Genomic DNA, 22,976 nt, shown 5'->3' with positions numbered 1-22,976 from the left:
GAGCGAGGAGTCAGCCGCCGTTGCGGGGGTCGTCGGCGGGGTTGTTGTCCCAGTTGTCCGGGTCGCACCACTCCGGGTCCCAGCCGCGCTGCAGGCAGTACTGCCGGAGGATCTCCTCCTGGGTCGGCGGCGTCTGGGTTGCGGTAGGACGTGGCCGCGGAGTCTTGGTCGTGGTGGTCGTCTTGGTGGGCGTCGGGTCGGGACGCTCCTCGGTCCGGCTGTCGGTCGTCCGGCTCTTCGTCGGCTTCTTGGTCGGCCGCTGCGTGGGATGTCCGGTCGGTGTCGGAACCACCGTCGGCTTCGGCGCCGTCGTCGTCGCCACCGGCGGCGGCGTGCTCACCCGCGGCGGAGTGACGGTCGGCGTCGCGGACGGGACCGAGCGACTGTCGTCGACGACATGCACAGCTTGATCACCGGAGTCGCCACTGAACAGGCCGAGTGCGGTCGCTGCCCAGATGTTGACCCCGAGGAACACCACGACCGCGCCGGCACCGACGTACATGGCCTTGCGGGACGGACCGGCGTACCGGCCGATCGGGCCACGGACCGGGTTGCCCTTGCCGTCGACCCAGAACTTCCAGTCCTCGGGCGCGGGCGGCCAGGACGGATCCGGGCGCCAGGTTTTCGGGGGAACCCAACTGCGGCGGGGCGGCGACGGCCAGGTCGGAGGGACCACGAACCGCTTCAACGAACTCCTCCATCTCCGCATCGCCCAGGACAGGCTAGTCGATCAACGACACAGACCGCACGCAAGCTACTTGCGACCGTTCGATCACCGCGTGTCGCGCTGGATTTTTCGATCAACCCATGGCATCTCCCAGCGGTTAGTGAGGTTAGGCTTACCTATCTCAGACCGTTCGCTCTCGAGAAAGTTTCCGCCATGGCCTTGTCCCGTATCCGGTCCGTCGCGGCGGTCGCGCTCGCCGCGCTCTCACTCGGCGCCGGCCTTGCCGCCTGCGGTGGTCAGGACGACACCCAGAACTCCGCCGCCAGCAGCAGCGCCGGTTATCCGGTGACCATCGAGCACCTTTTCGGCTCGACCACGATCAAGGCGAAGCCGGAGCGCGTGGTGACGCTCGGCGGTGGTGACATGGAGGCGGCGATCTCGCTCGGCGTCATCCCGGTCGCCGGGGCCGACTGGTTCGGGAACACCCAGACCCGCGGATGGGTGAAGTCCGAGCTCGGCGACCGGAAGGCGCCGCGGCTGATCTCGGCGTCCGAGCCGAAGTTCGAGGAGATCGCCGCGCTCAAGCCGGACCTGATCCTCTACGTCAACTCCAAGAACGACAAGAAGGAGTTCGAGACCCTGAACGCGATCGCACCGACGATCGCGGCCCCGGTCGGGACGAAGAACGTGTACGGCGCAGCCTGGCAGGACCAGGTCCGTGAGATCGCCAGGGCGACCGGGACCGTGACCGAGGGCGACAAGGTCGTGCAGCAGACCGAGGCACTGGTCAGCGACGCCGCGAAGGCGAACCCGGAGTTCGCCGGCAAGACCATCACCGCTGGGGTCTACTCGGTCGACAGCCTGAACGCCTGGCTGCCGTCCGACCCGCGGATGCGGCTGCTCACCTCGCTCGGCTTCAAGACCAACCCACAGGTCGACGCGATGGACGACGGCGACTTCTTCGTGCAGATCTCGCCGGAGCTGACCGGCAAGCTGAACGCCGACGTGATCTACCTGGCCGCGCTGGACAACGCCGGCAAGCTCGACCCGAAGGTCGCCGCGGACAAGCTGTTCAACGCGCTCCCGGCGGTCAAGGCCGGCCACGTGGCGTACTGGGGTGGCGTGCCGGTGATCAACACCCCGACCCCGAGCGGCGAGTTCTCCAGCGCGTTCTCGATCGGCGGCCCGCTCGGGATCAAGTACGTGATCCCGCGCCTGGTCCCACAGCTGAAGGACGCTGTCGGCGGGAAGAGCTAGAGCACCTCGTCGAGCAGCCTGGTCAGGTCCAGACCGAACGGACGGTCGGCGTCGATCGGAGGTACGACGGCGTCGACCGCCTGGATCAGGTCCGCCAGCCCGGACGGGATCGGGCGCTTGGACAGGGCGAACGCCTGGCGGACGGCCAGGAGTTCGCAGGCCGTCGTCTGCCGGGTGAGCCGGATCGCCTCGCCGAGTACGCCGACGGCTTCCCAGGAGAAGGTCTGGACGTCCTCCTGTCCGTTCGACGTCTCCGCCGTACTGATTGCTGTGGGCAACGTCAGGCGGCGGAGCTGGTGGACGGTGGCGACGGCTCGCTTGTGGACCGCGACCAGACCGGCCTGCGGGCCGGGTTCGTGGGCGAGCTGAGCGGGCAGGCCGGTGACGGCCGGATCGAGCAGGCGGTGGAGCCGTGCGGTCGACACCTCGGCAGCATGCGCGAGCGCGACCGTCAGCTGATCACAGTGCGCGGCCAGATCGAGCCCGTGGAAGCCCGCTGTCCCGATGAACTCACCATCCAGGTACGCCGGTGAGTCCGTCACGCCGTCGAACGCCCTGACGACCGCCTCTTGCAACGCGCCCAGACTTCGGCGGACATGGGCAATCACGTGCCCTGCAACGCGAAACGACACTGGCGCCTGGAGTGATCGCGGTTCGTCCTCCGGGCCCGCCAGCTCACGGATCCGCATCAGCTCCGCCGCTAGTAGCTCATCTGCCCGGCCCACCGCGGCGTTGTACGGCGCGCGGTTCGCACCGATCACCGCGATGGCACCCGCCCCGACCGCGGTCAGCTGGTCGGCGAGACGACGTACGCGGGTGAGCTGGAGAGCCGCTCGTCCAGTAGCGCCTGGAATTCCTGCCAGTAAGGCGATTCCTTCCTTGGGGCCAACCTCGAGCGAGGCGAAGGCATGTGCGAGCGGGATGATCTCCCCGGCCGACCCCGCCCCTTCGGCAGGGATGTCGGGGACGCACCCACTGTTGATCAGGGCAACTAATTGGTCGATCAACTCGACCGAGACGCCGGCATCGCCGGTGAGGAATGTCCGGAGCCGGCCGATCAGTACGGCACGCGCCTCGGCGGCCGGGAGCCAGGGCGGACCGCCGACGGCTCGACCCAGTAGCAGGTTCTGCTGGTGGACGCGTTGCTCGTCCTCGGACAGGCGGACCTTGCTCATGTTGCCCATCCCGGTGTTCACGCCGTAGACGGCATCGCCTTGGGCTAGTGTCTGCAAGACGTTCACGCGGATCGCGGCCACGCGGTCCAGCAGTGGTTGGGCGATGACGATCGCCTCGGTGGACGACGGGTCCAGGTCCGACGGCTCGTTGATCATCAGTGGAACCGCAGCATCGTGCCGACCTCGGCCGCCTCGGCCTTGCGCAGGATCAGGTGGGCAATCGCCACATCCAGGAGTGACAGCCCGCGGTGCCAGAAAAGGTTGCGCTCGGCATCGTTCTCGCGGCCGGGCTTGTGACCTGCGACGATCTCGCCGATTTCGGCGTACAAGGTCGTGGGTGACAGCCGCCCGGTGTCGACATGTCGCCGCAGTGATCCGAACCGGCCGGACTGGGCTTCGCGCCAGTCGTCCACGACCACCTTGTCCATCACGTCGAGGAGGTCGAGCTCGACCGCGGAGACCGTACCGTATGGAACGGCGAAGGCTCCGGGCTTGATCGCCGCGGTCCGGAGCAGCGGCTCGGGCTCGGTCAGGCGAGTCGCCTCCACCAGTACGTCGGCACCGTCGAACGCCTCCTCCGCCGTCGCGCAGACCCGGACCGGCGTGGACAGTTCGGCCGACAGTTCCGCCGCGAACTTCTCCCGGGACTCCGGGCGCTTCGAGGTCACCCGGATCTCGTCCAGGTCGAAGAGATCGTCGAGCATCGTGACGTTCCACCAGGCCGTACCGCGGGCGCCTGCGTGGGCAAGGATCTTGCTGTCCCGCCGAGCCAGGTGCCGAGCGCCGACCGTGGTCATCGCGCCGGTCCGGGCCGCGGTGATCATGGTCGCGTCCAGGACCGCGAGTGGTACGCCGGTGGTGGGATCGAAGAGGGTTGCCATGGCCAGCTCGCTCGGCAGGCCCTTCTGGTAGTTCGGGACGAAGTCGCCGACCACCTTGACCCCGCTGATCCCGTGCTCGCCCAGACCGTCGAGGTGACCGCGAAGGACGTTGAAGTGGCCGATGCCGCCGTTGTCGGGCGTCAGGTGCACACGCGGTTCGAAGCTGGTCCGGCCCTCGCCGTGTTCGCGGACCGCCTCCTCGACCGCGTCCACGATCTCCAGCCGGGTCAGGCCCAGGGTGTCGATCTCCGGTCCACTCAGAAACCGCAACCAGATCCCGTCAGCCACTCGGCCTCCTTCGGTCGTCGTCATTCGATACTAAAGTTCCGCCACGCTGCGCTACGTTCGGGCCATGGAGTCGACCACGCGCACCCCGGACCGGACGGTGATCGGGCACTCGGCCGCCGACAAGGTCGTGCTGTTCGGCGGCCTGCCGCTGGTCGGGTTGGTGATCGGCTTCTTCCTGCCCCGGATCGCGGACTGGGCGGTCAAGCAGCAATGGGTGCCGTTCCGGGGACCGCTGAAGCTGATCGCGGGCTGGGACGGCTGGTGGGTCGTGCTGATCTGCGTCGTACTCGGGGTCCTGGGCGGCGTACTGCTGGCGGCGATGGCGCTCGAGGACACGCTGAAGGTGACGATCACCAATCGATCGGTCGAGTTCCTCAAGCACCAGAAGACGGTGACGGTGCCGCGGGAGAAGGTGAGCGTCGCGTTCCTCGACGGCAAGGAGATCGTGCTGCAGGACGCGTCCTCCCGCGAACTCGCCCGGGAGAAGCACGACCAGCTGAAGTCAGAGGCGAAGCAGATCCCGGCTGCCTTCCGCGCCCACGGGTATCCGTGGTCCGATGCCGGCGACCCACACGCCGACCGCTTCCGCCGCTGGGTCGCCGACGAACCCGAGCTGCCACCGGCGGTCAACGCCGTCCTCAAGGTCCGCTCGAAGGCCTTCGATCAAGGCGACAAAGGCAAAGCCGACCTCCGCGAACTTCGCGACGAGGTCACCAAACTCGGCTACACCGTGAAAGACAAGGAAAAGAAGCAATACTGGCGGCCCACAACCCGGCAGTAGCTGATGCCATCGCCACTCTCCGGGCGTACGATCCCACCCTGCGTACCTGAGAGTCGGCGTTGCTGATGACCGCATGGGGATCGACCGCACGTTTCGAGCCGGACGTCGAGTGGCTGAACTCAGCCCCGCTCGGTCCCGAGGAGCTGCGGGGACACGTCGTACTGGTGAACTTCTGGACGTTGACCTGTATCAACTGGTTGCGCCAGGTGCCCTACGTCCGCGCTTGGTCAGAGGGGTATCGGGACGACGGGCTCATCGTGATCGGCGTACACACGCCTGAGTTCGCGTTCGAGCAGGATGTGGCCGGGATCCGGCAGGCGGCCAAGGAGCGCCGGATCGACTATCCGATCGTGGTCGACAGCGAGTACGCCGTCTGGCAGGCCTTCGACAACCACTACTGGCCCGCGCTCTACTTCATCGACGAGTCCGGCGAGATCCGGGACAGTCACTTCGGCGAGGGGCGGTACGACCGGTCTGAGCAGCTGATCCAGGAACTCCTCGGCATCGATCGCCCACCGGTGCCGGTCGCCGCTGTCGGTGTCGAGGCCGCTGCGGACTGGACGCAGCTCCGGACCGCCGAGACGTACGTCGGTGACGGCCGCAGCGCCGGCTTCGCCTCACCGGGCGGGGTCAGCTTCGGGCGACGGGTGTACGAGCTCCCGGACCGCCTGCATCTGAACAACTGGGCCCTGGCCGGCGACTGGGCGATCGAGTCGGAGCGGGCGGTCCTCGGGACCGCAGGTGGCCGGATCGCCTTCCGCTTCCAGGCCCGCGACGCCCACCTGGTGCTCGCCAACGGAGCCGGTACGCCGATTCCGTTCCGGGTGCTCGTGGACGGGCAGCCGCCGGGAGAGTCGCACGGCGTCGACGTGTCCGCGGACGGGAACGGCGTACTCGAGGACGGGCGCCTGTACCAGCTCGTGCGAGTGCGCGACGAGGTTCGGGAACGGACGCTGGAGGTCACGTTCCTCGAACCCGGGGCAGAGGCCTACGTGTTCACGTTCGGCTAAGCGCCGAGGAGGTGGATGACTGCCTTGGCATAAGCCACTTCGGCGTCTTCGGAGGAGTGGGTGGAGTCGGTGAGGTTGACGCGATAGCCGCCTGGGACGGCTTCGAGGGACGTGAAGTGGTCGCCGAGGAGCGCGCGGAGCTGCTCCTCGCGCGGGAGCCAGATGACCTCGCGCTGCTCGATGCTGTCCAGGGCCCACTCGGTGGTGCCGTTGAAGCCGATCACCTTGCTGCCCTGGTAGTCGTGCACCTCGACGGTCATGTCGCTCACCACGAACACGTCATCGTCCATGTCTCGGTCCGGTACGACGAAACGATCCCCTGCCGCGGGTGCCCACAGCACCCCGGCCTTGCGCAGTCGCCCGGCCTGCTCGATCGTAATCACCCTTCCATCCTCCCCACGGCACGCAAACCGCGCAGGTTCGCGCGAGCCGCGGGGTCAGCGGTGGAGGGCGGTCCGCAGCTCCTCGGCACGGTGTGCGATCCGGTCGCGGCACTCCGTGGTCAGCGGCAGATCGAGCAGAGCGGTCGCCTGCAGGTGGCTGAGCGAGAACTCCGCGCGCAACCGGCGTACGGCGATATCGCGGTCGGCAGACGTCCGCAGTACCTCGGCCACCTCGGTGCGGCGCTCGAAGGCGGTCAGGACACCGTCGTAGATCTCCAACTGGGTGTAGGCGGACCGATCCGGCTCCGGCACGGTCGCGTCAGCTCCCTTCACAGGTCCCGCCTCGGAGGCCCGGATCACCTGGCGCCAGAGGGCCGGGACAGTGAGCCGGGCGCGCGGGTAGCGCCGGGGCAGCGGCTGGGCGTAGGTCATAGTCATGGTCGGCTCCTGTTCGGATCTGTCGGATCAGTCGGCCTTGGCGACCGCATGTGGTTCACGCGGCGGGCACTTGGTGCCGGGCGCGGTGAGCGCCTCGAAGTGCCAGGGTTCGTTGTCGTAGCGACGGCAGACGCCGTACTTCCAGCCGTTCTTGTTCAGCCAGGTCATGGCGGCCGTCGGACCGATGTCCACGGCCTTGCCCAGCACATGTGCGGAGTACTTCGGCGGCAGCACCCAGCGGGTGGCCAGCTTGTACGAGCCGTACTTCTTGATCGCCTCGTTCAGCAGCCGTTGCTGCTTGGCCGAGCTCCGGCGGGCGGACGTGATCTTGATCGTGACGCCGTCGGCCCTGGCCCCGGTCATCGCCTTCTTCAAGCGGGTCCGCAGCTTCGACGACAAGCCGTCGATGCTCTCCTCGCTGGTGGCCTTGGGCGTCGTGGTGGTCTTCGGCGACTTGGTCGGCGTCGTCTTGGGTGTGGTCGGCGGGGTGGACGGAGTGCGCCTCGGGGTGCGGGTCGGCGTCGTGGTCGCCTTGGTCGTCGCCGGCGGCTGGGCGAGCGCCGGAGCGCTCACACTCGACACCACCGGCTCCTTGTCCGCGGCCAGACCGAGCATCTCCCCCAGCTGCGCGTGCCACAGCAGTAGTGAACCGGCAACCAGCCCCACCCCGACAACACCGATCACGGACAGCAACCGCGTCCGCACCTTGACACTCATGGGGTACAGCCTCTCGGATCGATCACTACGCCGCATCGGTCCCAGGGACTGTCCTTCGGTGTCACATGTCGCCCCTGAGTACCAGTTCGGACGCCGAGCCTCCTCCAAAAGTTGGAGAGACCGCCCCTCCGGGCAGATGAAGCCTCGGAGAACATCGCCTGACTACGCTGGGCGACGTGAAGGGTGTCTGGCGCCGGTTGTCACAGTCGCAGCAGGATCTGCTGCTCGCTGTGCTCATCGGCGTGGTCTGGTTCATCGTGCTGAACCTGATCAACGGCACCGGCCTGCGCCCGCAGAACCCGGCCGTCTCGGTGGTCACCGGCGGCTTCCTGGTCGCCACGGTCGCGTTCGGACGCCGGATTCCCCGCACGATGCTGGTGATCGTCTCGGTGCTCTACCCGTTCCTGTACGCCGCGGTCGGCACCGGACTGGCCGCCCAGCTCGGCGTGACGATCTTCGGCCAGCCCGAGATCAGCGATGCGGCCCTCCAGTCCGAGATCCACCTGGTCCCGCTGCTCGTGGTCGGCTACCTGGCGGCCTCGAGCGGCGTACGGCGCTTCATCTGCCTGTTCTTCACGATGGGCAGCTTGGCCGGGCTGATGATCGGACTGCCGACCGTGGTCGCGATCGTCCTCGGCCATGCGAACCGCGCGATCCTGTACGGCGACCGATACCAGAAGCTGCCCCGGGACCTTCCCAGCCTGTACTCCTACATCGACGTCTCGCTGTTCGTCTTCGCCGAGGCGCTGATCTGCGGGATGGTCCTGCTCGGCGCCGACGCCCGCCGGCGGCGCAAGTCGGTCGCCCTGCTGGAGCAGCGCAACGCCGAGCTGGTCCGGCTCCGGGCGGTCGAGGCCGAGCGGGCCGCGGTCGCCGAGCGGACCCGGATCGCCCGCGACCTGCACGACGTGATCTCGCACCACGTCAGCGCGGTGGTGATCCGGGCCCAGGCGGCCGACCGGGTGGCCGACCAGCGACCCGAGGTACTGCGGGAGGCGATCCGCTGGATCATTGCCAGCGGCAAGGAAGCGCTGACCGCGATGCGGGAGACGGTCCGGGTGCTCAACACCGCCTCGCCCGTGGCGATCGGAGCCTCGCCGGACTCGGGCGGCGGGACCGCACCGGTGCCGGATCTGTCCGATGTCGCGCGGATGGGTGAGCGACTGAAGGCGGTGGGGATCGACGTGGCGATGAGTCTGCCGCCACGACAGCGGCAGCTGACCACGGCCACCGATCTGACCGCCGTACGGATCATCCAGGAGGCGCTGACCAACGTGATGGTGCACGCGAAGGCGACCGCGGCTCGGGTCACCTGGCAGAGTGGACCGCAGGGCGAACTCCTCACGATCGACGACAACGGCAGCGGCGGACCGCCGCCGGTGAACGTGCTGGAGACCGCCCGGCGCAACGAAAGCGGCCGCGGCAACGGGCTGATCGGGATGCGGGAACGGGCCACAGCGGTCGGCGGCACCCTCGCCGTCGCGGCCGGCCCCTTGGGTGGATGGAGAGTGCAGGCATGGTTGCCTCCGCAGAACTGAGCTCGGAGACCGGTGCGGGCCAGATCCGGATCCTGGTCGCCGACGACCAGGGCGTGATCCGGATGGGCCTGGCGATGATCCTCGACCACGAGCCCGACCTGACCACGGTCGCCCAGGCCGGGGACGGCGAGGAGGCGCTCCGGCTGATCGACCAGTTCGACCCGGACGTGGTCCTGATGGACATCCGGATGCCGGTGATGGACGGGCTGGTCGCGACCGAGCGGATCACCGCCGCGAACAAGGCGGCAGGCCGTTCGCGTCCCGCCGTACTGGTGCTGACGACGTTCGACGACGAGGCGTATGTACTGAGTGCGGTCCGGGCCGGGGCGTCCGGGTTCCTGCTCAAGGACACGGACCCGGACCTGCTGGTTTCCGCCGTACGCGCGGTGTATCGGGGCGACTCGCTGGTCGACCCGGCGTCGACCCGGGTCCTGCTGGAGCGGTGCATGGAGCTCGAGCGCCAGGTCGGCGGCAGTACGACGGAAGCCGCGCCGGCGCAGCCGGATCCGCGCTGGGCCGGGGCGCTCGCGCAGTTGAGTGAGCGGGAGCGGGAGATCCTGGTGTGGATGGCGCGCGGCCTTTCGAACCGCGACCTCGCCACCAAGTTGTTCGTCAGCGAGACCACGGTGAAGACCCACGTGAGCAGCGTCCTGTCCAAGCTGGGACTGTCGAGCCGCGTCCAGGCGGTGGTCGTCGCCTACGAGGCGGGAGTGGTGCGACCGGGTGAAGCCGATGTTCGGTGGGACGCCTAGCCCAGGTACAACCAGAGACCCACTGCCACGGCGGCGACGAGCGCGGCGGCGGTCAGGACTTGGCTGAGGAACGACGCCTTCCGGCGGCTGGGCAGGAAATCTCCGGTCATACCTTCAAGGATGCTTGCCGAAACGCCGCCACCCATCGGCCGACAGGATGGTTCCCGGGTACTACCTGAGGAGGAGAAGGTTGCCCTGGGCCCCCGACTTACGATTCGCCGAAGTACTCCCGCTGGACCTTCTTCGGTACGACCATCGCCCAGGCGTCCAGGATCAGCTCGCGGAGTTCGTCGTACTCGAGAGCGGCCAGCCGGACCTGGATCCAGCGGAAGCGCTCGTCTCGCGGGAGCGGCGGGAAGAACTTGTCCGGCTCCGCCGCCAGTGCGGCCGCACGCTCCTCCTTCGGGAACGCGATCCCGATCGTCTGCTCGTCCCGCGACAGCGCGAGATACACCATCTGCCCGACCCGGTACTTGATCTGGTCGCGCACCACCACCTCGTAGCTGCGCGGCAGGTCCGCCGTGACAGCCCGGATATCCGTGAGATCGACCACCCTCCAACGATAGACGTCCATCACTGACAGCACCTGTCAGTTTTCCCGCGGGTACCGTGGTGCGATGCCTGCTGTCGTGAGTGCGGTCGAAGGGGCCGAGGTGGTGTTCCGCCTCGGTGACGCTGCGCATGCGTTCACCGGCGTTCGGTTGTGGCAGGAGCTGGGTCTCGCGGCCGAGCTGCTCGAGTTCAAGCCGGTCGACTACGGCTGGGAGCTGCGGCTGCCACGACCGTCCGTGCACCGGATGGAGTACCTCTTCGACATCGCCGACCTCGGGATGCGGCCCGACCCGACCAACCCGCGCGTCGTCGGCGGTGCGTTCGGCGAGCACTCCTGGCTGCCGCTGCCCGGGTACGTCGAACCCGCCTGGACCACCGTCGCGCCGATCGCGTCGACGCTGATCCCGCTCACGGTCGAGTCCACGGTCGGACCGGTCGACGTCCAGGTCTGGGCACCCGAAGGGATCGCACCGGGGTTCGAACTGCCGCTGCTGCTCTCCCACGACGGTCCAGAGTTCGCCGCGTACGCCGGTCTGACCCACTACGCCGGCGCGATGATCGCCTCGGGTGCCCTGACCCCGTTCCGGCTCGCGCTGGTCCGGCCGACCTCCCGGAACCTCTGGTACGCCGCGAACCCGCAGTACGCGGAGGCCCTCACGCAGTACGTGCTCCCCGCGGTGCAGACGGCGTACAAGAGCCGGCGGCCGGTGATGATGGGCGCGAGCCTGGGCGCGCTCGCGGCCCTGTACGCCGAGTGGCACCATCCGGGCACGTTCGACGGGCTGTTCCTGCAGTCGGGGTCGTTCTTCACGCCGGACACCGATCCGCAGGAGTCCCGGTTCGAGTACTACGCCCAGGTCACCGGCTTCGTCCGCCAGGTGCTGACGGCAACCACAGCGCCGAGTACGCCGCTCGTGGGCATGACCGCTGGGACGACCGAGGAGAACGTGCACAACAACCGGGTGATGGCAGCGCACCTGGCCGAGCTCGGAATCGGCGTACGGTTCGACGAAACGCCGGACATGCACAACTTCACAGCTTGGCGTGATGTGCTGGATCCTGATCTCACGGATCTACTGCGACAGACCTGGGGTGGGGCTGATGGAGCGGGAGCAGGTCGAGTTGGAGGCACCGGGGCTTGATCGTCCCGGGACCGTGATCCGCTACGGGCATTTCGGCCGCCCGCTGCTGGTCTTCCCGAGTGAACAGGGCCGGGCCTGGGACTACGAGAACAACGGCATGGTCGACGCCGTCGCGGACCTGATCGAGGCCGGCCGGGTCAAGCTGTACTGCGTCGACTCGTTCGACCACGTCAGCTGGTCGGACCGCAGCATCCAGCTCGAGGACCGGGCCCGCCGGCACGGGTTGTACGAGACCTGGATCCTCGACCACGTGGTCCCGACCATCGGCGCGGACTCCCCCGGAGTCAGCGACATCATCACCACCGGGTGCAGCCTGGGCGCCTTCCACGCGCTGAACTTCGCGTTCAAGCGGGCCGATCTCTTCCCGATCGCGATCTGTCAGTCGGGCAACTACGACGCGGCCAGCTGGCACGCGTGGGGCGAGCGCGGCGACGCGACGTACTTCAACAACCCGGCCGACTACCTGCCCAACCTGTCCGGCGATCACCTGGAGTGGTTGCGCGAACACCTCTTCATCCTGCTCACGGTCGGCCAGGGCGACTGGGAGACCAACCCCACCGGCTCGTTACCCTCCGCCCGCGCGACCGCCGCCGTACTGGAGTCCAAGGGCATCCCGCATGAGTTCGACCTCTGGGGGTACGACGTAGCCCACGACTGGCCCTGGTGGCGGCAACAACTCGCCCACCACCTGCCCCGCTTCTGTTGAGGAGTCCTCCCATCCTTCCTTCCGTTCTTCCGACCTGTAGGAGCTGTTGTGGCTGATCGTTCGCGGCATTTGATCGGGTTGTTGCTCGGGGCCGAGGAGGACTGGCCGCAGGCGTTCGAGGCGTTGCTGCAGCGGGTCGGGCCGGTGGCGATCGACGGGCACGAGCACGAGTTCGGGTCCCGGCGGCTGACGATCGAGCCGTTCGACCTGAACGATCCGGTCCGGGTCGGCCTGGTGATCGACCGGCTCGCCTACTGGTACTACCACCCGCGCGAGTGGCTGAAGAAGGCCGCGCTGATGAACGGCACGTACCTGCTGAACTCGCCGTTCACGTTCCAGTCGATGGAGAAGCATTCGGCGTACTGCGCGATGCTCCGGCTCGGCCTGAAGATCCCCCGGACCGTCCTGGTGCCGTACAAGAACCCGGTCGACAACGTGCGCTGGGCCTACACGTCGTCGAAGTACAACAAGTCCTTCGACCTGGACGCGATCGCGGCCGACCTCGGCTACCCGATGTACATGAAGCCGTTCGACGGCGGCGGCTGGCGGGGGGTGTCCCGGATCAACAACCAGGACGACCTGCACAAGGCGTACGACGAGTCCGGCGAGATGCTGATGCACCTGCAGGCGACGATCGAGTACGACAAGTTCGCCCGGGCGCTGTCGATCGGCGCCGAGACGATGGTGATGGACTTCCGACCCGACGAGCCGATGCACAACCGGTACGCCGTCTCGCACGACTTCCTCAGCCCCTCCGCCGGGCACCAGGCGGTGGCGATCAGCCGGATCGTGAACGCGTTCTTTGGCTGGGAGTTCAACTCTTGCGAGATGCTCGTCGCCGGCGACTCGGTCCACCCGATCGACTACGCCAACGCCTGCCCTGACGTCGCGGTGACCTCGCTGCACTACTACTTCCCGTGGGCGATGAGCGCACTGGTCAAGTGGTCGGTGTTCTCGCTCGCCACCGGCCGACGCAGCAAGGTCGACCTGCACACCGAGCGCTACTTCGCGATCGCCGACGACGAGTCCCTCGACTACGACGCCAAGATCGACGCCTATCTCGCCCTCGCGGACGAGCACTTCGAAACCGCGAAGTACCACGAGTGGTGCGCCGAACACCTCGGCGACTTCGACGCCCGTCTGCGCGAATGGGTCGGCGGCGCCGACTTCGAGCGCCTCCTCCGCGAGACCGTCGTCGCGACGTACCCGGTGCACGAGCAGGACAAGTTCATGGCCCATTTCAAGGGCCTGACCGACCTGTGGCTGGCCGATCAGGCAGGCTAGGAGGCGTGCGCGATTCTGATGTGCCGTCCTGGTGGCGGCGGCTGGGGCTCGACGGGCTGGTGGATGTGCATGTGCATTTCCTGCCGGACCGGGTGATGAACGCGGTCTGGGCCTATTTCGACCAGGCTGTGGAGCACTACGGCACGGCCTGGCCGATCGCCTACCGGACCTCGGTCGAGGAGCGGCTGAAAACCCTTGATTCGTTGGGGATTCGGGCGTTTCCGGCGTTGGTCTACCCACACAAGCCCGGGATGGCCGAGGGCCTCAACACGTGGGCGCGAGACTTTGCTGCATCCACGCCAGGCTGTGTGTCCAGCGGGACGTTCTTCCCCGAGCCTGGCGCTGCCGATTATGTCCGCGAGGCGTTGGAGCTCGGCACCCGGATCTTCAAGGTCCACTTGCAGGTGGGTGACTACGACCCGCGCACCGATTTGCTGGACGACGTCTGGGGACAGTTGGCGGAGGCCGGCGTACCGGTGGTGGTCCATTGCGGTTCCGGCCCGATCCCCGGCAGCCACACCGGGCCCGGTCCCTTCGGTGAGGTGCTTCGCAAGCACCCTCGGCTGACTGCGGTGATCGCTCATCTGGGGATGCCGGAGTACGCCGAGCATCTGGCGCTCACGTCGTACGAGAATGTCCACCTGGACACGACGATGGCGCTGACGCCGTTCACCGAGTCGTTGATGCCGTTCCCGCGAGAGCTGATCCCGCGGTTGGCTGATCTCCAGGACCGCATCGTCCTAGGCTCGGACTTCCCGAACATCCCCTATGAGTACGCCGTACAGCTGTCTGCGTTGGAGTCGTTGGACCTCGGCGACTCGTGGCTCCGCGCCGTTTGCTGGGAGAACGGCGCTCGGTTGCTCGGGACTGTCTAGCGGGAGGTGCCGCGGTCCGGGCGATTACGGTCAGGTCGGCGGGCTGCCGGGGACTCCGGCTGCTGAGGTTGAGCCGGGAGCTGGATCGCGTCGCTGTTGACCGAGGTCGGAGGCTCGGCACCTGCGCCGGCGGCGTAGGCGTCCATCCCGTCGGGTTCGCGGTGGTGGACTCCGGCGATCGCGTGCTGCGTCGCGGCCAACGGCCAGTCGGCCTCGGCGATCGGAGCGTCATCCCCGTAGATCGCGTGGTACCGCGGCTCCGTGGAGCGCAGTTCCCGACCAAGGCGGGCCTGGTGGTTGGCCATCCACCAGTCCATCGCCGCCCAGTCCCGCCCGCGTCCCTTCCTCGCCCCGTCGATGATCTCGATCGGCTGCCCCGGCCGGGAATCGACGGTCGACCAGGTGATCGGCTTCCCGTCCTTGATCACCGCGACCGTCGTCCGGTGCGGATCGTCGTCCTCCTCGCCGAGGGCCGGCGGCCGGCCCGACTGCTCGGGGTCGAGCACGCTGGGGACCGTCTTGAAGAGATGCGCCAGCCGAGTACGCGCGTCCGGATCGGCATGCGCGAGTACGGCGAGCTGAGCTCCGGACTCCCGGAACTCCTTCAGGCCGCGCGCGAACCCGTCGGCACGCTCCGGCCCGAGCCCGGGACGGAGGTCATCTGCCGTGACGACGATCTTCCGGGCGGCGTCGCGGGTCAGCTCGACGTTCGTCAGCCATTCCGCGTCGAGCGCCGGAGCGGTGTTGATCGTCGCTCCCGCCTGCTGGTAGGTCTTCGCGATTTCGCTCGCGGTGAAGGTGCCGACCGATCGGCCGTACCCCGCCCGGTACGGGCCGTCGACGATCGCTGCCGTTACTGCGTCCTCGGCGCCGGAGCGGCCTCCGGCCACGCCGAGCTCGATCCGCCGGTCCGCGACTCGGTAGCCGGCCGCGGCCAGCGGTTCACCGTCGGGCGTGATCGCTACTGCGATCGTCGTACCGGCCGGGTGCTCCTTGCTCGCACCGACCTTGGGGTTGAAGGCCTGCCACATCGCGGCCAGCCCGGGATCGGTCTCGTCCCCCTGGAGCTCCTCGGCCATCAGGCCTGCGACCTGATCCCGGAGTACGGCGTACTGGGGGTTGTCGGGAGTGAGCCTGAGTACGTCGCCGCCGGTGTCCCGGAAGCGCGCGACGGCTTCGGCTACATCGTTGGCGGCCTTGCCTGGCGTACCCGCGTCCTCCCAGCCGGAGCTGGGCAGCTCGTCGAGCCGGTCGCCGAGGACGACCCGCGCGTGGGCCATGATGCTCTGCCCCATCTGCACATTGCTGTGGTACGCCTGCGGGCCTTGGTACCAGAAGCCGACGCCGAGCCGCTCCGATTCGCGGATGCCGAGCAGCCGAACGACAGAGTGGGCCGCTTCTGACCCGCCGTCGAGGTGGCGCATCATGATGCGTCCGTCGCTGGCCCGGCCGAGCCTGGCTGCCAACTGCAGAACGCCGCCAGCGTCGTTGACCAGGACCGTACGAGCGCCCTCTACCTGCTGGCCGTCATCGGGTCCCGGGCTGCTGTCCGCGTCATCGGGCAGCATGCTGACCGTGAGGCCGCTGTCGAGGTGCCGCCGGATGGACATCACCCACTCGCGGTTCATCGAGGTGCCGTCCAGATACAGCTTGAGGTCTTCGAACGGCTCCTGCCGCGGCACCCGGCTCGTCGTGGTCGCAGCCAGGTCCTCGACCTCAAGCGCTGTCCACGCCGACTGCTGGTCGACCTCGCGCCAGGTGCTCGTCGGCATCAGGTCCGACACAGCGAGCCCTTCACGGGCGGCGAGGACATTTACGGCGTACCAGGCCGCCGCGCCGAGCTGTTGCGCCGTCGGGATGCCGTCGGTCCGCTGACCACCCAGCCCCGGACGGATCGTCAGCGCGTCACCGAGTCGCGGGCCCGCGCCGGACGTCGGCACAGCGTGCGCTTCGGTTGGAGGCGTGCCGATCCCGACGTGGGTCGAGCCGGCGCCGACGATCGTGAGCAGGTCGTCCGAACGGTTGAACGAGGCAACGGTGAACATCCGGCTGTCGCCCAGCGTCGCGACCACGGCATGTGGGACGTCCCCGCGGAACGCCTCCATCGCCGCCTTCTGCGCCTGCCAGACCGGGCTGCGCTCCTTCTGCCCCGGCGCGATCTTGTTCAGCACCTCAAAGGTGCGATCGGTGTCTCTGAACTGGATCTCGGCCCAGTCGGCGTACTGACGCCACTCCTTCGACGGACGCACCAGGATGCGCACGACGGCATCCGGGTGCTGCGAAAACGCCGCCACCTCAGCCGCCAGCCGGACCGCCTCATCCAGCCGTCCCCGCCCCGGCGCCACACCGTCAATCATCCGCATATCCTCCCCCGAACCATGGGTCACCTGGTTCGCCGCGGGCGGGTGAGGACGTAGGCGGTGGGACTGGCTCCGTTGTATCTGAGCATCCGCTGCCGGACGACCTTGAGAGCCTTCTGCTGCTCGATCGCCTTTGTCAGCAGGCGTTTGTCCTCGGTCAGGAGGACAGCTCGACCCGCGCTGGTGAGGACCCTGTCAATCTCATGGAGGACGGCCGGGTAGAGCGTGCGGTTGCCGTGATGGCTGCCTACTTGCTTGCCGAACGGGAGATTCGTGATGATCCGGTCGACACTGTTCTCCGGGAGTGGGAGAGCTTCTGCCTTGGCTCTCACGAGCTCGGTGACGTCGTTACGTCGTGCAACCGCGATCGCCTGCGGGTCATGATCGAGGCCGATGACACGGGAGCTCGGCTCGCGACGTCGTACGACTCGGAGGATCGTCCCCGCCCCACAGAACGGATCGACCACACAATCCTTGGCCCCGACCTTTGCCAGCCGGACGAGCACCTCGGCAACGAGCGAGTTCGTTGACCACGGCAACCGTTCGAGCGGTGCACCCGAAACCCGACCGGCGACCCGAGCACGCCGTACTCCCTTGAGTGCTCGAGCCGGTTACCGCCATGCAGCGCACGCCTTCAGGAACGCATCATCGGTACTGACACTAGGCGACCGGGCCTCCCGGGAGCCAGTGGGTTGTCAGGTCGTGTAGGTGGTGTCGAGCATGCCTGAGGGGAACTGTTGGGTGGTGCGGAGAGTGAGCGGGCGACGGTTCGGCAGGTCGGAGAACATTGAGCTGCCTTGGCCTAGGACCACGGGGTTGACCTTCAGCCAGTACTCGTCGACCAGGTCGGCAGCGATCAGCGAGCGGATGGTCTGCACACCGCCGAACACCACCAAGGCACCGCCGGCAGTCTCCTTCAGCTGCCGGACCTGCTCCAGTCCGTCGCCTGCGGCTAGCACCGAGTTCGGCCAGATGCTGACATCGAAGTCCGCGTCGGTGGACAGCACGACCTTCGTCGCCGCATTGATCCACGCCGCCATCTCACCGTCCGCCGTCGGCCAGTACGCGTTCATGTCGAGAAACGTCTGACGCCCGACGACGATCGTGTCCGCGACGTCGCGGAACCGCACCGCGAGATCGTTCTCCTCCTGCTCGTCGGGCACGATGAAGTCCAGCGAGGACAGGTCCCCGTCCGGCCCGGCCATGAACCCGTCAACGCTCACGTTGCAGGAAACGATCAGCGGTCTCATCCGGCCTCCTCTTGGTGTCGTCCTCCGGACCATGCCAACCAAGCCTTTCATTTCGGCTTCAGATCCGGCGGCAGCCGAACGCGGACAGGCCGTTGCTGAGGCTATTCCAACGTTGTAGTGTCGGATCGACCGCCTCATTCGAGTGATTCTGGAGTGCTCATGTCGCAGCCTCGTGCCGAGTATCCGCGCCCGCAGTTCGTCCGGGCGGAGTGGGTGAATCTGAACGGCGAGTGGCAGTTCGAGATCGATCGGTCCGACTCCGGGCTCGAGCGCGGGGTGAAGGACCGGGAGCTCGGGCAGCGGATCGTCGTACCGTTCGCGCCGGAGACGGAATTGTCCGGGATCGAGGACGTCGACTTCATGGAAGCCGTCTGGTACCGGACCACCGTGACGATCCCCGCGGAGTGGACCGGGAAGGACGCCGTACTCCACTTCCAGGCGGTCGACCACGACGCGACCGTGTGGGTGAACGGGGTCGAGGTGGTTCGGCACCGCGGCGGGTTCACACCGTTCAGCGCCAACCTGAGCAAGGTCGCGCAGCCGGGCGAGGAGGCCACGATCGTGGTCCGCGCCCGCGACACCCACAGGGGCCCGCAGGCGCGCGGCAAGCAGTCCCAGCTGTACTTCAACCACAGCTGCCTCTACACCCGGACCACCGGCATCTGGCAGACCGTCTGGCTCGAGGCTGTGCCGACCGTGCACCTCGGCCGCCCCCGGATCACCCCGGACGTGGCAGGCTCCAGCTTCCACCTCGAGGTGCCGGTCTCGGCGAACAAGCCCGGCTGGAAGATTCGCGCGACACTGAAGGATGCCGACGGCGAGGTCGCGCAGGCGGAGGTCCGTGCCGACCTCGACTTCGCGCCGCGGCTCACGCTGCAGGTCCCGGCCGACCGCGTCCGTCTCTGGGACACCACCGACCCGCACCTGTACGACGTGAGCCTCGAGCTGATCGATGCCGACGGCAACATCGCCGACACCGCGGACAGCTACGCCGGACTGCGGTCGGTGTCGATCAACGGCAAGGCGATCCTGATCAACGGCAAGCATGTGTTCCAGCGACTGGTGCTCGACCAGGGCTACTGGCCGGAGAGCCTGATGACGGCGCCCTCCGACGAGGCACTGGTCCGCGACATCGAGCTGAGCATCGCGGCCGGGTTCAACGGCGCGCGGCTGCACCAGAAGGTGTTCGAGGAGCGCTTCCTGTACCACGCGGACCGGCTCGGATACCTGGTGTGGGGCGAGTTCGGTGACTGGGGTTCCGGCGTCGGTGACACCGGCAACGACAATCAGCAGCCGACGGCGTCGTACGTCGGTCAGTGGCTCGAGGCGGTCGAGCGCGACTACAGCCACCCCTCGATCGTCGGGTGGTGCCCGCTGAACGAGACGCACCAGCTCCTGCACGACCGGATCACCCAGCTGGACGACGTCACCCGGGCGATGTTCCTGGCGACGAAGGCCGCCGACACCACCCGCCCGGTGCTCGACGCGTCCGGATACTCGCACCGCGTGCCGGAGACGGACGTCTGGGACTCGCACAACTACGAGCAGGACCCGGCCGAGTTCGCGCAGCAGATGGCCGATCTCGTGAACGACAAGCCGTACGGCAACACCGGCGGCCGCGAGGGCAAGCCGATCTCGCTGGCGTACGACGGCCAGCCGTACTTCTGCAGCGAGTTCGGCGGCATCTGGTGGAACGCCGAGAAGGCGGCCGCCGGCAAGACCGGGAACTCCGCGGACTCCTGGGGTTACGGCCAGCGAGTCGCCAACGAGGAGGACTTCTACAGCCGCTTCGCCGGCCTGGTCGACGCATTGCTCGACAACGAGCTGATGTTCGGCTACTGCTACACGCAGCTGACCGACGTCTTCCAGGAAGAGAACGGGATCTACAACTTCGACCGCAGCAACAAGCTCGACGTACCGCGGATCCAGAAGATCCAGGTCCGCCAGGCGGCTTACGAGAAGGACTGAATTCCAAGACTGCCGACCGCGACCAGGGCCCAGAGAATCGCTCCGAGCAGGAGCGGCCTGGGCCCTGCTTCGCGTAGCTCCTTCGGCCGCAGCGACAGGCCGATCGCGGCGAGCGCCGCGGTGATCAGAGTGCTGCCGATGAAGGTGAGGGTCGGCAGCCAGGATTCGGGGACGACGCCTGCGGACCGGAGGCCCGCGGCGGCGATGAAACCGATCAGAAACAGCGGAACGAGTTTCCGCCACGGCAATGGCCCGCGGATCGAGGCGGTAGCGCCCTCGTACGAACCCTCGGAAGCAGCATCGAGCGCCCGAGCCGCGCGGTTCTCGCGCCGGATCTTCAGCGCAACCAGCGTCAGTACGATCGGGATCAGCGTGAGGGAGCGGGTCAGCTTCACCACGATGGCCTGGTCGCCGGCACTCTGGCTGTACGCGTACCCGGCCGCGACCACGGACGACGTGTCGTTGATCGCCGTGCCGGCCCAGAGGCCGAACGCTTCCGGGCTCAGGCCGAGGAGATGACCGAGGGGCGGGAACGCGAGTACGGCGACGACGTTGAAGGTGAAGATCGTCGCGAGGGCGTAGGCGACGGATGAGCGTTTGGCGCCGATTGCCGCCGTTGCCGCGGCGATGGCTGATGCGCCACAGATCGCCGTACCGACGCCGATCAGAGTCTGCGTGTCACCGCGTACGCCAAGGATCCGGCCGAACAGCCACGCACCACCCAGGGCGATGGCGAGGGTGCCGAGCATCACGGGCAGGGACGAGGCGCCGACGTGGGCGACCTGCTGGAGGGACAGGCCGGTTCCGAGTACGACGATCGACAGCTGGAGCAGGTTCTTCGACGCGAACTCGTACCCGGGCCTGAGGCCGTCTGCCCGTAGAGCCGAGATGAGCAGACCGGCAACGACACCGAGCACTATGGCGAACACCGGGCCGCCGACCACCGGGACCAGTCGGCCGAGCGGAACCGCGATGGCGGTGAGGACAAGCACGACACCCAGGCCGGGCAGCCGCCGTACGACGGAACCGAGACGACGATGGGAGGACGGGTGTGAAACGGGAGCCGTTGGGTGCGCAGGTGGCCTAACCTCGACCTGCACCATGGCTCCGGCTCCCTTCGCTTAAATGTACGCACATTTAAGCTAAGAGATGACCGGACATTTGGCAACCCGGGAGACTTATGACCGTGCGCAGGCTCGACCGCTCCGGCGGGCAGTCGTTGTGGAAGCAGCTGCAGGAGGACCTGGTCCGGCGGCTGCGCTCCGGCGAGTTCGACGACGCCTTCCCGGGTGAGCTCGCGCTGGTCGACGAGTACGCGGTCAGCCGGCACACCGTCCGCCAAGCCCTCGGCCAGCTCCGTACGGACGGCCTGATCGTGGCCGAACGCGGTCGCCAGCCCAGGGTCGCGACCACGCCCGAGATCCGGCAGCCGATGGGCGCGCTGTACAGCCTGTTCTCGTCCGTCGAGGAGTCCGGGCTCCCCCAGCACAGCGTCGTACGGGCGCTCGACATCAGAGCCGACGGTGTCATCGCCGCCCGACTGAACCTGGAGGGGTCGAGTCCACTGCTCTACCTCGAACGACTCCGGTACGCCGGGGACGAGCCGCTGGCGCTGGACAGGGTCTGGCTGCCCGCCGCGCTCGCCGATGCGCTCCTCGACGCCGACTTCACCCACACCAGCCTCTACAACGAGCTGTCCGTCCGCACTGGCCTCAACCTCGATCACGGCCGCGAGGACATCCGCGCAATCAACCCAACCGCAGCCGAGCGCGCGCTACTGCACTGCCCGCCCGAGGCGGCCGCCTTCTCGATCATTCGCCAAGGCACCGCGCAGAACCGTCCGGTCGAGTGGCGCCACACGGTGGTCCGCGGCGACCGGTTCGCCCTGTCCGCCGAGTTCTCCGCCAACATCGGCTACCGCCTCACCCCCGCCCCGCGGACCACCGCCCTGGCTCAGGGCTGGTAGACGAAACCAGGCCGGAACGGGTCGTCGCTCGGCAACCAGCACCCGGTCAGATCGACCTCGACATCGCGGGTCAACTCCTCCACCGCGGCAAGCACCGCGGGGCGCGTCTCGTGCTGACGAGACACCAGCGCCCACGTCCACACCGGCACCGGATCGGCGACAGCCCGACGGACGAAACCGGGCGGCAGCGGGGTCGCATCGCGCTTGGGTGAACTGACCACCGGGCGCCGCAACCGCCGGACATGATCGAAGAACGCCGGTCCGGTGATGCCGTGGTCGTCAATCCGGACCAGTTCGGCGCCGGTCGCGCGAGCGAACTCGACCGCATAGATGTTCCACGAGGCCCAGGTCTCGGTGTCGGCGTCGACCAGTACGACGGTGTCGGACGCGCGGACGACGGACTCGTCCCGACCGGGCGAGACGGCGTACAAGCGATCCGCTCCGAGCAGACGGCCGACGAGCGCCTGCTCGCCCAGGTCCGTCGCGCGCACCCAGCAGATCGCGAGGTCGATGCTGCCGTCGGAGACTCGGCCGGCCTGGGTGTGCGACGGCATCACCCACGCGTCGACGCGCAACTGCGCGACCGCGGAGGTCCGCTCGATCAGATCGGGCGGGTACCAGCTGACGTAGCCGAGCCGTACCGGTTCGCTCGCCGCAAAGCCGGCCGCCGTACGGCGTAATGCGTCCGCCTGCTCGAGCAACGCCCGCGTCTGCGGAAGCAACGTCTCCCCGAACGGTGTCAACGCGACCGTACGGCGATCCCGCTCGAACAACCGCACGCCGAGATCTCGTTCGAGCGACTTGATCTGCTGCGACAGCGACGGGCCGGCGATATGCAGCCGGGCCGCGGCCCGGCCGAAGTTCAGCTCCTCGGCGACCGCCACGAAGTACCGCAACTGCCGCAGCTCCACGGAGTCGATCGTAGTAGGCCGAGCCTCCCAGCTGAGAGCGAACCGGTCGTGGAAAACACCGCATGGTTCGACAAT

At 67.9% G+C, this 22,976-nt stretch carries 23 protein-coding genes; 11 read left to right on the top strand and 12 right to left on the bottom strand.

Annotation, left to right across the window (positions count from 1 at the left end):
* Positions 1 to 10: 10 nt before the first annotated feature.
* The gene (locus AB0L70_RS22520; protein ID WP_363687090.1) at positions 11 to 688 is read right to left on the bottom strand and encodes a hypothetical protein; all 678 of its coding nucleotides are present in this window, start codon (positions 686 to 688) and stop codon (positions 11 to 13) included.
* A 192-nt stretch (positions 689 to 880) separates the two neighbouring features.
* On the opposite strand from AB0L70_RS22520, the gene AB0L70_RS22515 reads away from it, so the two are divergent.
* Entirely contained in the window at positions 881 to 1,924 is a 1,044-nt protein-coding gene (locus AB0L70_RS22515) for an iron-siderophore ABC transporter substrate-binding protein (RefSeq protein WP_363687088.1), read from the top strand.
* Here the strand turns inward: AB0L70_RS22515 and AB0L70_RS22510 are convergent.
* Together AB0L70_RS22510 and AB0L70_RS22505 are read right to left on the bottom strand one after the other, a co-directional pair.
* A complete protein-coding gene (locus AB0L70_RS22510; RefSeq protein ID WP_363687086.1) occupies positions 1,921 to 3,255 on the bottom strand; it encodes an aromatic amino acid lyase in 1,335 nt (444 codons plus the stop codon). The two genes, AB0L70_RS22515 and AB0L70_RS22510, sit on opposite strands and share 4 nt — an antisense overlap.
* Entirely contained in the window at positions 3,255 to 4,268 is a 1,014-nt protein-coding gene (locus AB0L70_RS22505; RefSeq protein ID WP_363687084.1) for an ornithine cyclodeaminase family protein, read from the bottom strand. Before AB0L70_RS22505 ends, AB0L70_RS22510 begins: the two co-directional genes overlap by 1 nt.
* A gap of 64 nt (positions 4,269 to 4,332) precedes the next feature.
* Here AB0L70_RS22505 and AB0L70_RS22500 point away from each other — a divergent pair, with 64 nt between their 5' ends.
* Together AB0L70_RS22500 and AB0L70_RS22495 are read left to right on the top strand one after the other, a co-directional pair.
* Positions 4,333 to 5,049 carry a hypothetical protein gene (locus AB0L70_RS22500; RefSeq protein WP_363687082.1) on the top strand — a complete coding sequence of 239 codons (717 nt, stop codon included), beginning with the start codon at positions 4,333 to 4,335 and terminating at the stop codon, positions 5,047 to 5,049.
* A 65-nt stretch (positions 5,050 to 5,114) separates the two neighbouring features.
* Positions 5,115 to 6,059, top strand: a complete 945-nt coding sequence (locus AB0L70_RS22495; protein WP_363687080.1) for a redoxin family protein — start codon at positions 5,115 to 5,117, stop codon at positions 6,057 to 6,059.
* On the opposite strand, the gene AB0L70_RS22490 is transcribed toward AB0L70_RS22495, so the two are convergent.
* From AB0L70_RS22490 to AB0L70_RS22480, 3 genes are read right to left on the bottom strand one after another with little or no spacing between them, the layout of a single operon-like run.
* Positions 6,056 to 6,442 carry a pilus assembly protein CpaE gene (locus AB0L70_RS22490; RefSeq protein WP_363687078.1) on the bottom strand — a complete coding sequence of 129 codons (387 nt, stop codon included), beginning with the start codon at positions 6,440 to 6,442 and terminating at the stop codon, positions 6,056 to 6,058. The genes AB0L70_RS22495 and AB0L70_RS22490 overlap by 4 nt on opposite strands.
* Before the next feature lie 54 nt (positions 6,443 to 6,496).
* Entirely contained in the window at positions 6,497 to 6,880 is a 384-nt protein-coding gene (locus AB0L70_RS22485; RefSeq protein WP_363687076.1) for a hypothetical protein, read from the bottom strand.
* A 27-nt stretch (positions 6,881 to 6,907) separates the two neighbouring features.
* Positions 6,908 to 7,597 carry a M15 family metallopeptidase gene (locus AB0L70_RS22480; protein ID WP_363687074.1) on the bottom strand — a complete coding sequence of 230 codons (690 nt, stop codon included), beginning with the start codon at positions 7,595 to 7,597 and terminating at the stop codon, positions 6,908 to 6,910.
* A gap of 176 nt (positions 7,598 to 7,773) precedes the next feature.
* Here AB0L70_RS22480 and AB0L70_RS22475 point away from each other — a divergent pair, with 176 nt between their 5' ends.
* Positions 7,774 to 9,135: a histidine kinase gene (locus AB0L70_RS22475; RefSeq protein WP_363687072.1), complete on the top strand. Its 1,362-nt coding sequence runs from the start codon at positions 7,774 to 7,776 to the stop codon at positions 9,133 to 9,135.
* Positions 9,114 to 9,887: a response regulator transcription factor gene (locus tag AB0L70_RS22470; protein ID WP_363687070.1), complete on the top strand. Its 774-nt coding sequence runs from the start codon at positions 9,114 to 9,116 to the stop codon at positions 9,885 to 9,887. The genes AB0L70_RS22475 and AB0L70_RS22470 overlap by 22 nt, the downstream gene beginning before the upstream one ends.
* Positions 9,888 to 10,095: 208 nt before the next feature.
* Here the strand turns inward: AB0L70_RS22470 and AB0L70_RS22465 are convergent, their stop codons facing one another.
* Entirely contained in the window at positions 10,096 to 10,440 is a 345-nt protein-coding gene (locus AB0L70_RS22465) for an MmcQ/YjbR family DNA-binding protein (RefSeq protein ID WP_363687068.1), read from the bottom strand.
* A 64-nt stretch (positions 10,441 to 10,504) separates the two neighbouring features.
* Here AB0L70_RS22465 and AB0L70_RS22460 point away from each other — a divergent pair, with 64 nt between their 5' ends.
* The 4 genes from AB0L70_RS22460 to AB0L70_RS22445 are packed head-to-tail and all read left to right on the top strand — an operon-like array spanning position 10,505 to position 14,446.
* Positions 10,505 to 11,581, top strand: a complete 1,077-nt coding sequence (locus AB0L70_RS22460; RefSeq protein ID WP_363687066.1) for an alpha/beta hydrolase-fold protein — start codon at positions 10,505 to 10,507, stop codon at positions 11,579 to 11,581.
* Complete coding sequence (locus tag AB0L70_RS22455) at positions 11,541 to 12,287, top strand: alpha/beta hydrolase-fold protein (protein ID WP_363687064.1); 747 nt, start codon at positions 11,541 to 11,543, stop codon at positions 12,285 to 12,287. Before AB0L70_RS22460 ends, AB0L70_RS22455 begins: the two co-directional genes overlap by 41 nt.
* Before the next feature lie 48 nt (positions 12,288 to 12,335).
* On the top strand, positions 12,336 to 13,571 hold the full coding sequence (locus AB0L70_RS22450; protein ID WP_363687062.1) for a hypothetical protein: 1,236 nt from the start codon (positions 12,336 to 12,338) through the stop codon (positions 13,569 to 13,571).
* Positions 13,572 to 13,576: 5 nt separating this feature from the next.
* Positions 13,577 to 14,446: an amidohydrolase family protein gene (locus tag AB0L70_RS22445; protein WP_363687060.1), complete on the top strand. Its 870-nt coding sequence runs from the start codon at positions 13,577 to 13,579 to the stop codon at positions 14,444 to 14,446.
* On the opposite strand, the gene AB0L70_RS22440 is transcribed toward AB0L70_RS22445, so the two are convergent.
* The 3 genes from AB0L70_RS22440 to AB0L70_RS22430 form a co-directional block, all read right to left on the bottom strand.
* Positions 14,443 to 16,803, bottom strand: coding sequence for a hypothetical protein (locus tag AB0L70_RS22440; RefSeq protein ID WP_363687058.1), 2,361 nt, complete (start codon positions 16,801 to 16,803; stop codon positions 14,443 to 14,445). The genes AB0L70_RS22445 and AB0L70_RS22440 overlap by 4 nt on opposite strands.
* A 26-nt stretch (positions 16,804 to 16,829) precedes the next feature.
* Entirely contained in the window at positions 16,830 to 17,345 is a 516-nt protein-coding gene (locus AB0L70_RS22435; RefSeq protein WP_363687056.1) for a methyltransferase domain-containing protein, read from the bottom strand.
* Positions 17,346 to 17,501: 156 nt separating this feature from the next.
* Positions 17,502 to 18,056 (bottom strand): dihydrofolate reductase family protein, encoded by a 555-nt coding sequence (locus tag AB0L70_RS22430; RefSeq protein WP_363687054.1) that lies wholly within the window; start codon positions 18,054 to 18,056, stop codon positions 17,502 to 17,504.
* A 159-nt stretch (positions 18,057 to 18,215) separates the two neighbouring features.
* On the opposite strand from AB0L70_RS22430, the gene AB0L70_RS22425 reads away from it, so the two are divergent.
* The gene (locus AB0L70_RS22425) at positions 18,216 to 20,024 is read left to right on the top strand and encodes a sugar-binding domain-containing protein (protein ID WP_363687052.1); all 1,809 of its coding nucleotides are present in this window, start codon (positions 18,216 to 18,218) and stop codon (positions 20,022 to 20,024) included.
* On the opposite strand, the gene AB0L70_RS22420 is transcribed toward AB0L70_RS22425, so the two are convergent.
* A complete protein-coding gene (locus AB0L70_RS22420; RefSeq protein ID WP_363687050.1) occupies positions 20,009 to 21,127 on the bottom strand; it encodes a putative sulfate exporter family transporter in 1,119 nt (372 codons plus the stop codon). The two genes, AB0L70_RS22425 and AB0L70_RS22420, sit on opposite strands and share 16 nt — an antisense overlap.
* A gap of 77 nt (positions 21,128 to 21,204) precedes the next feature.
* On the opposite strand from AB0L70_RS22420, the gene AB0L70_RS22415 reads away from it, so the two are divergent.
* A complete protein-coding gene (locus AB0L70_RS22415) occupies positions 21,205 to 21,990 on the top strand; it encodes a GntR family transcriptional regulator (protein ID WP_363687048.1) in 786 nt (261 codons plus the stop codon).
* Here the strand turns inward: AB0L70_RS22415 and AB0L70_RS22410 are convergent.
* A complete protein-coding gene (locus AB0L70_RS22410) occupies positions 21,978 to 22,901 on the bottom strand; it encodes a LysR family transcriptional regulator (RefSeq protein WP_363687046.1) in 924 nt (307 codons plus the stop codon). The genes AB0L70_RS22415 and AB0L70_RS22410 overlap by 13 nt on opposite strands.
* Positions 22,902 to 22,976: the final 75 nt, after the last annotated feature.

This window comes from Kribbella sp. NPDC051952 (genome assembly GCF_040680855.1).
GTDB lineage: Bacteria > Actinomycetota > Actinomycetes > Propionibacteriales > Kribbellaceae > Kribbella.
Note: the sequence above shows the minus strand (reverse complement) of the source record. Positions and strands in the feature narration are given on the sequence as shown.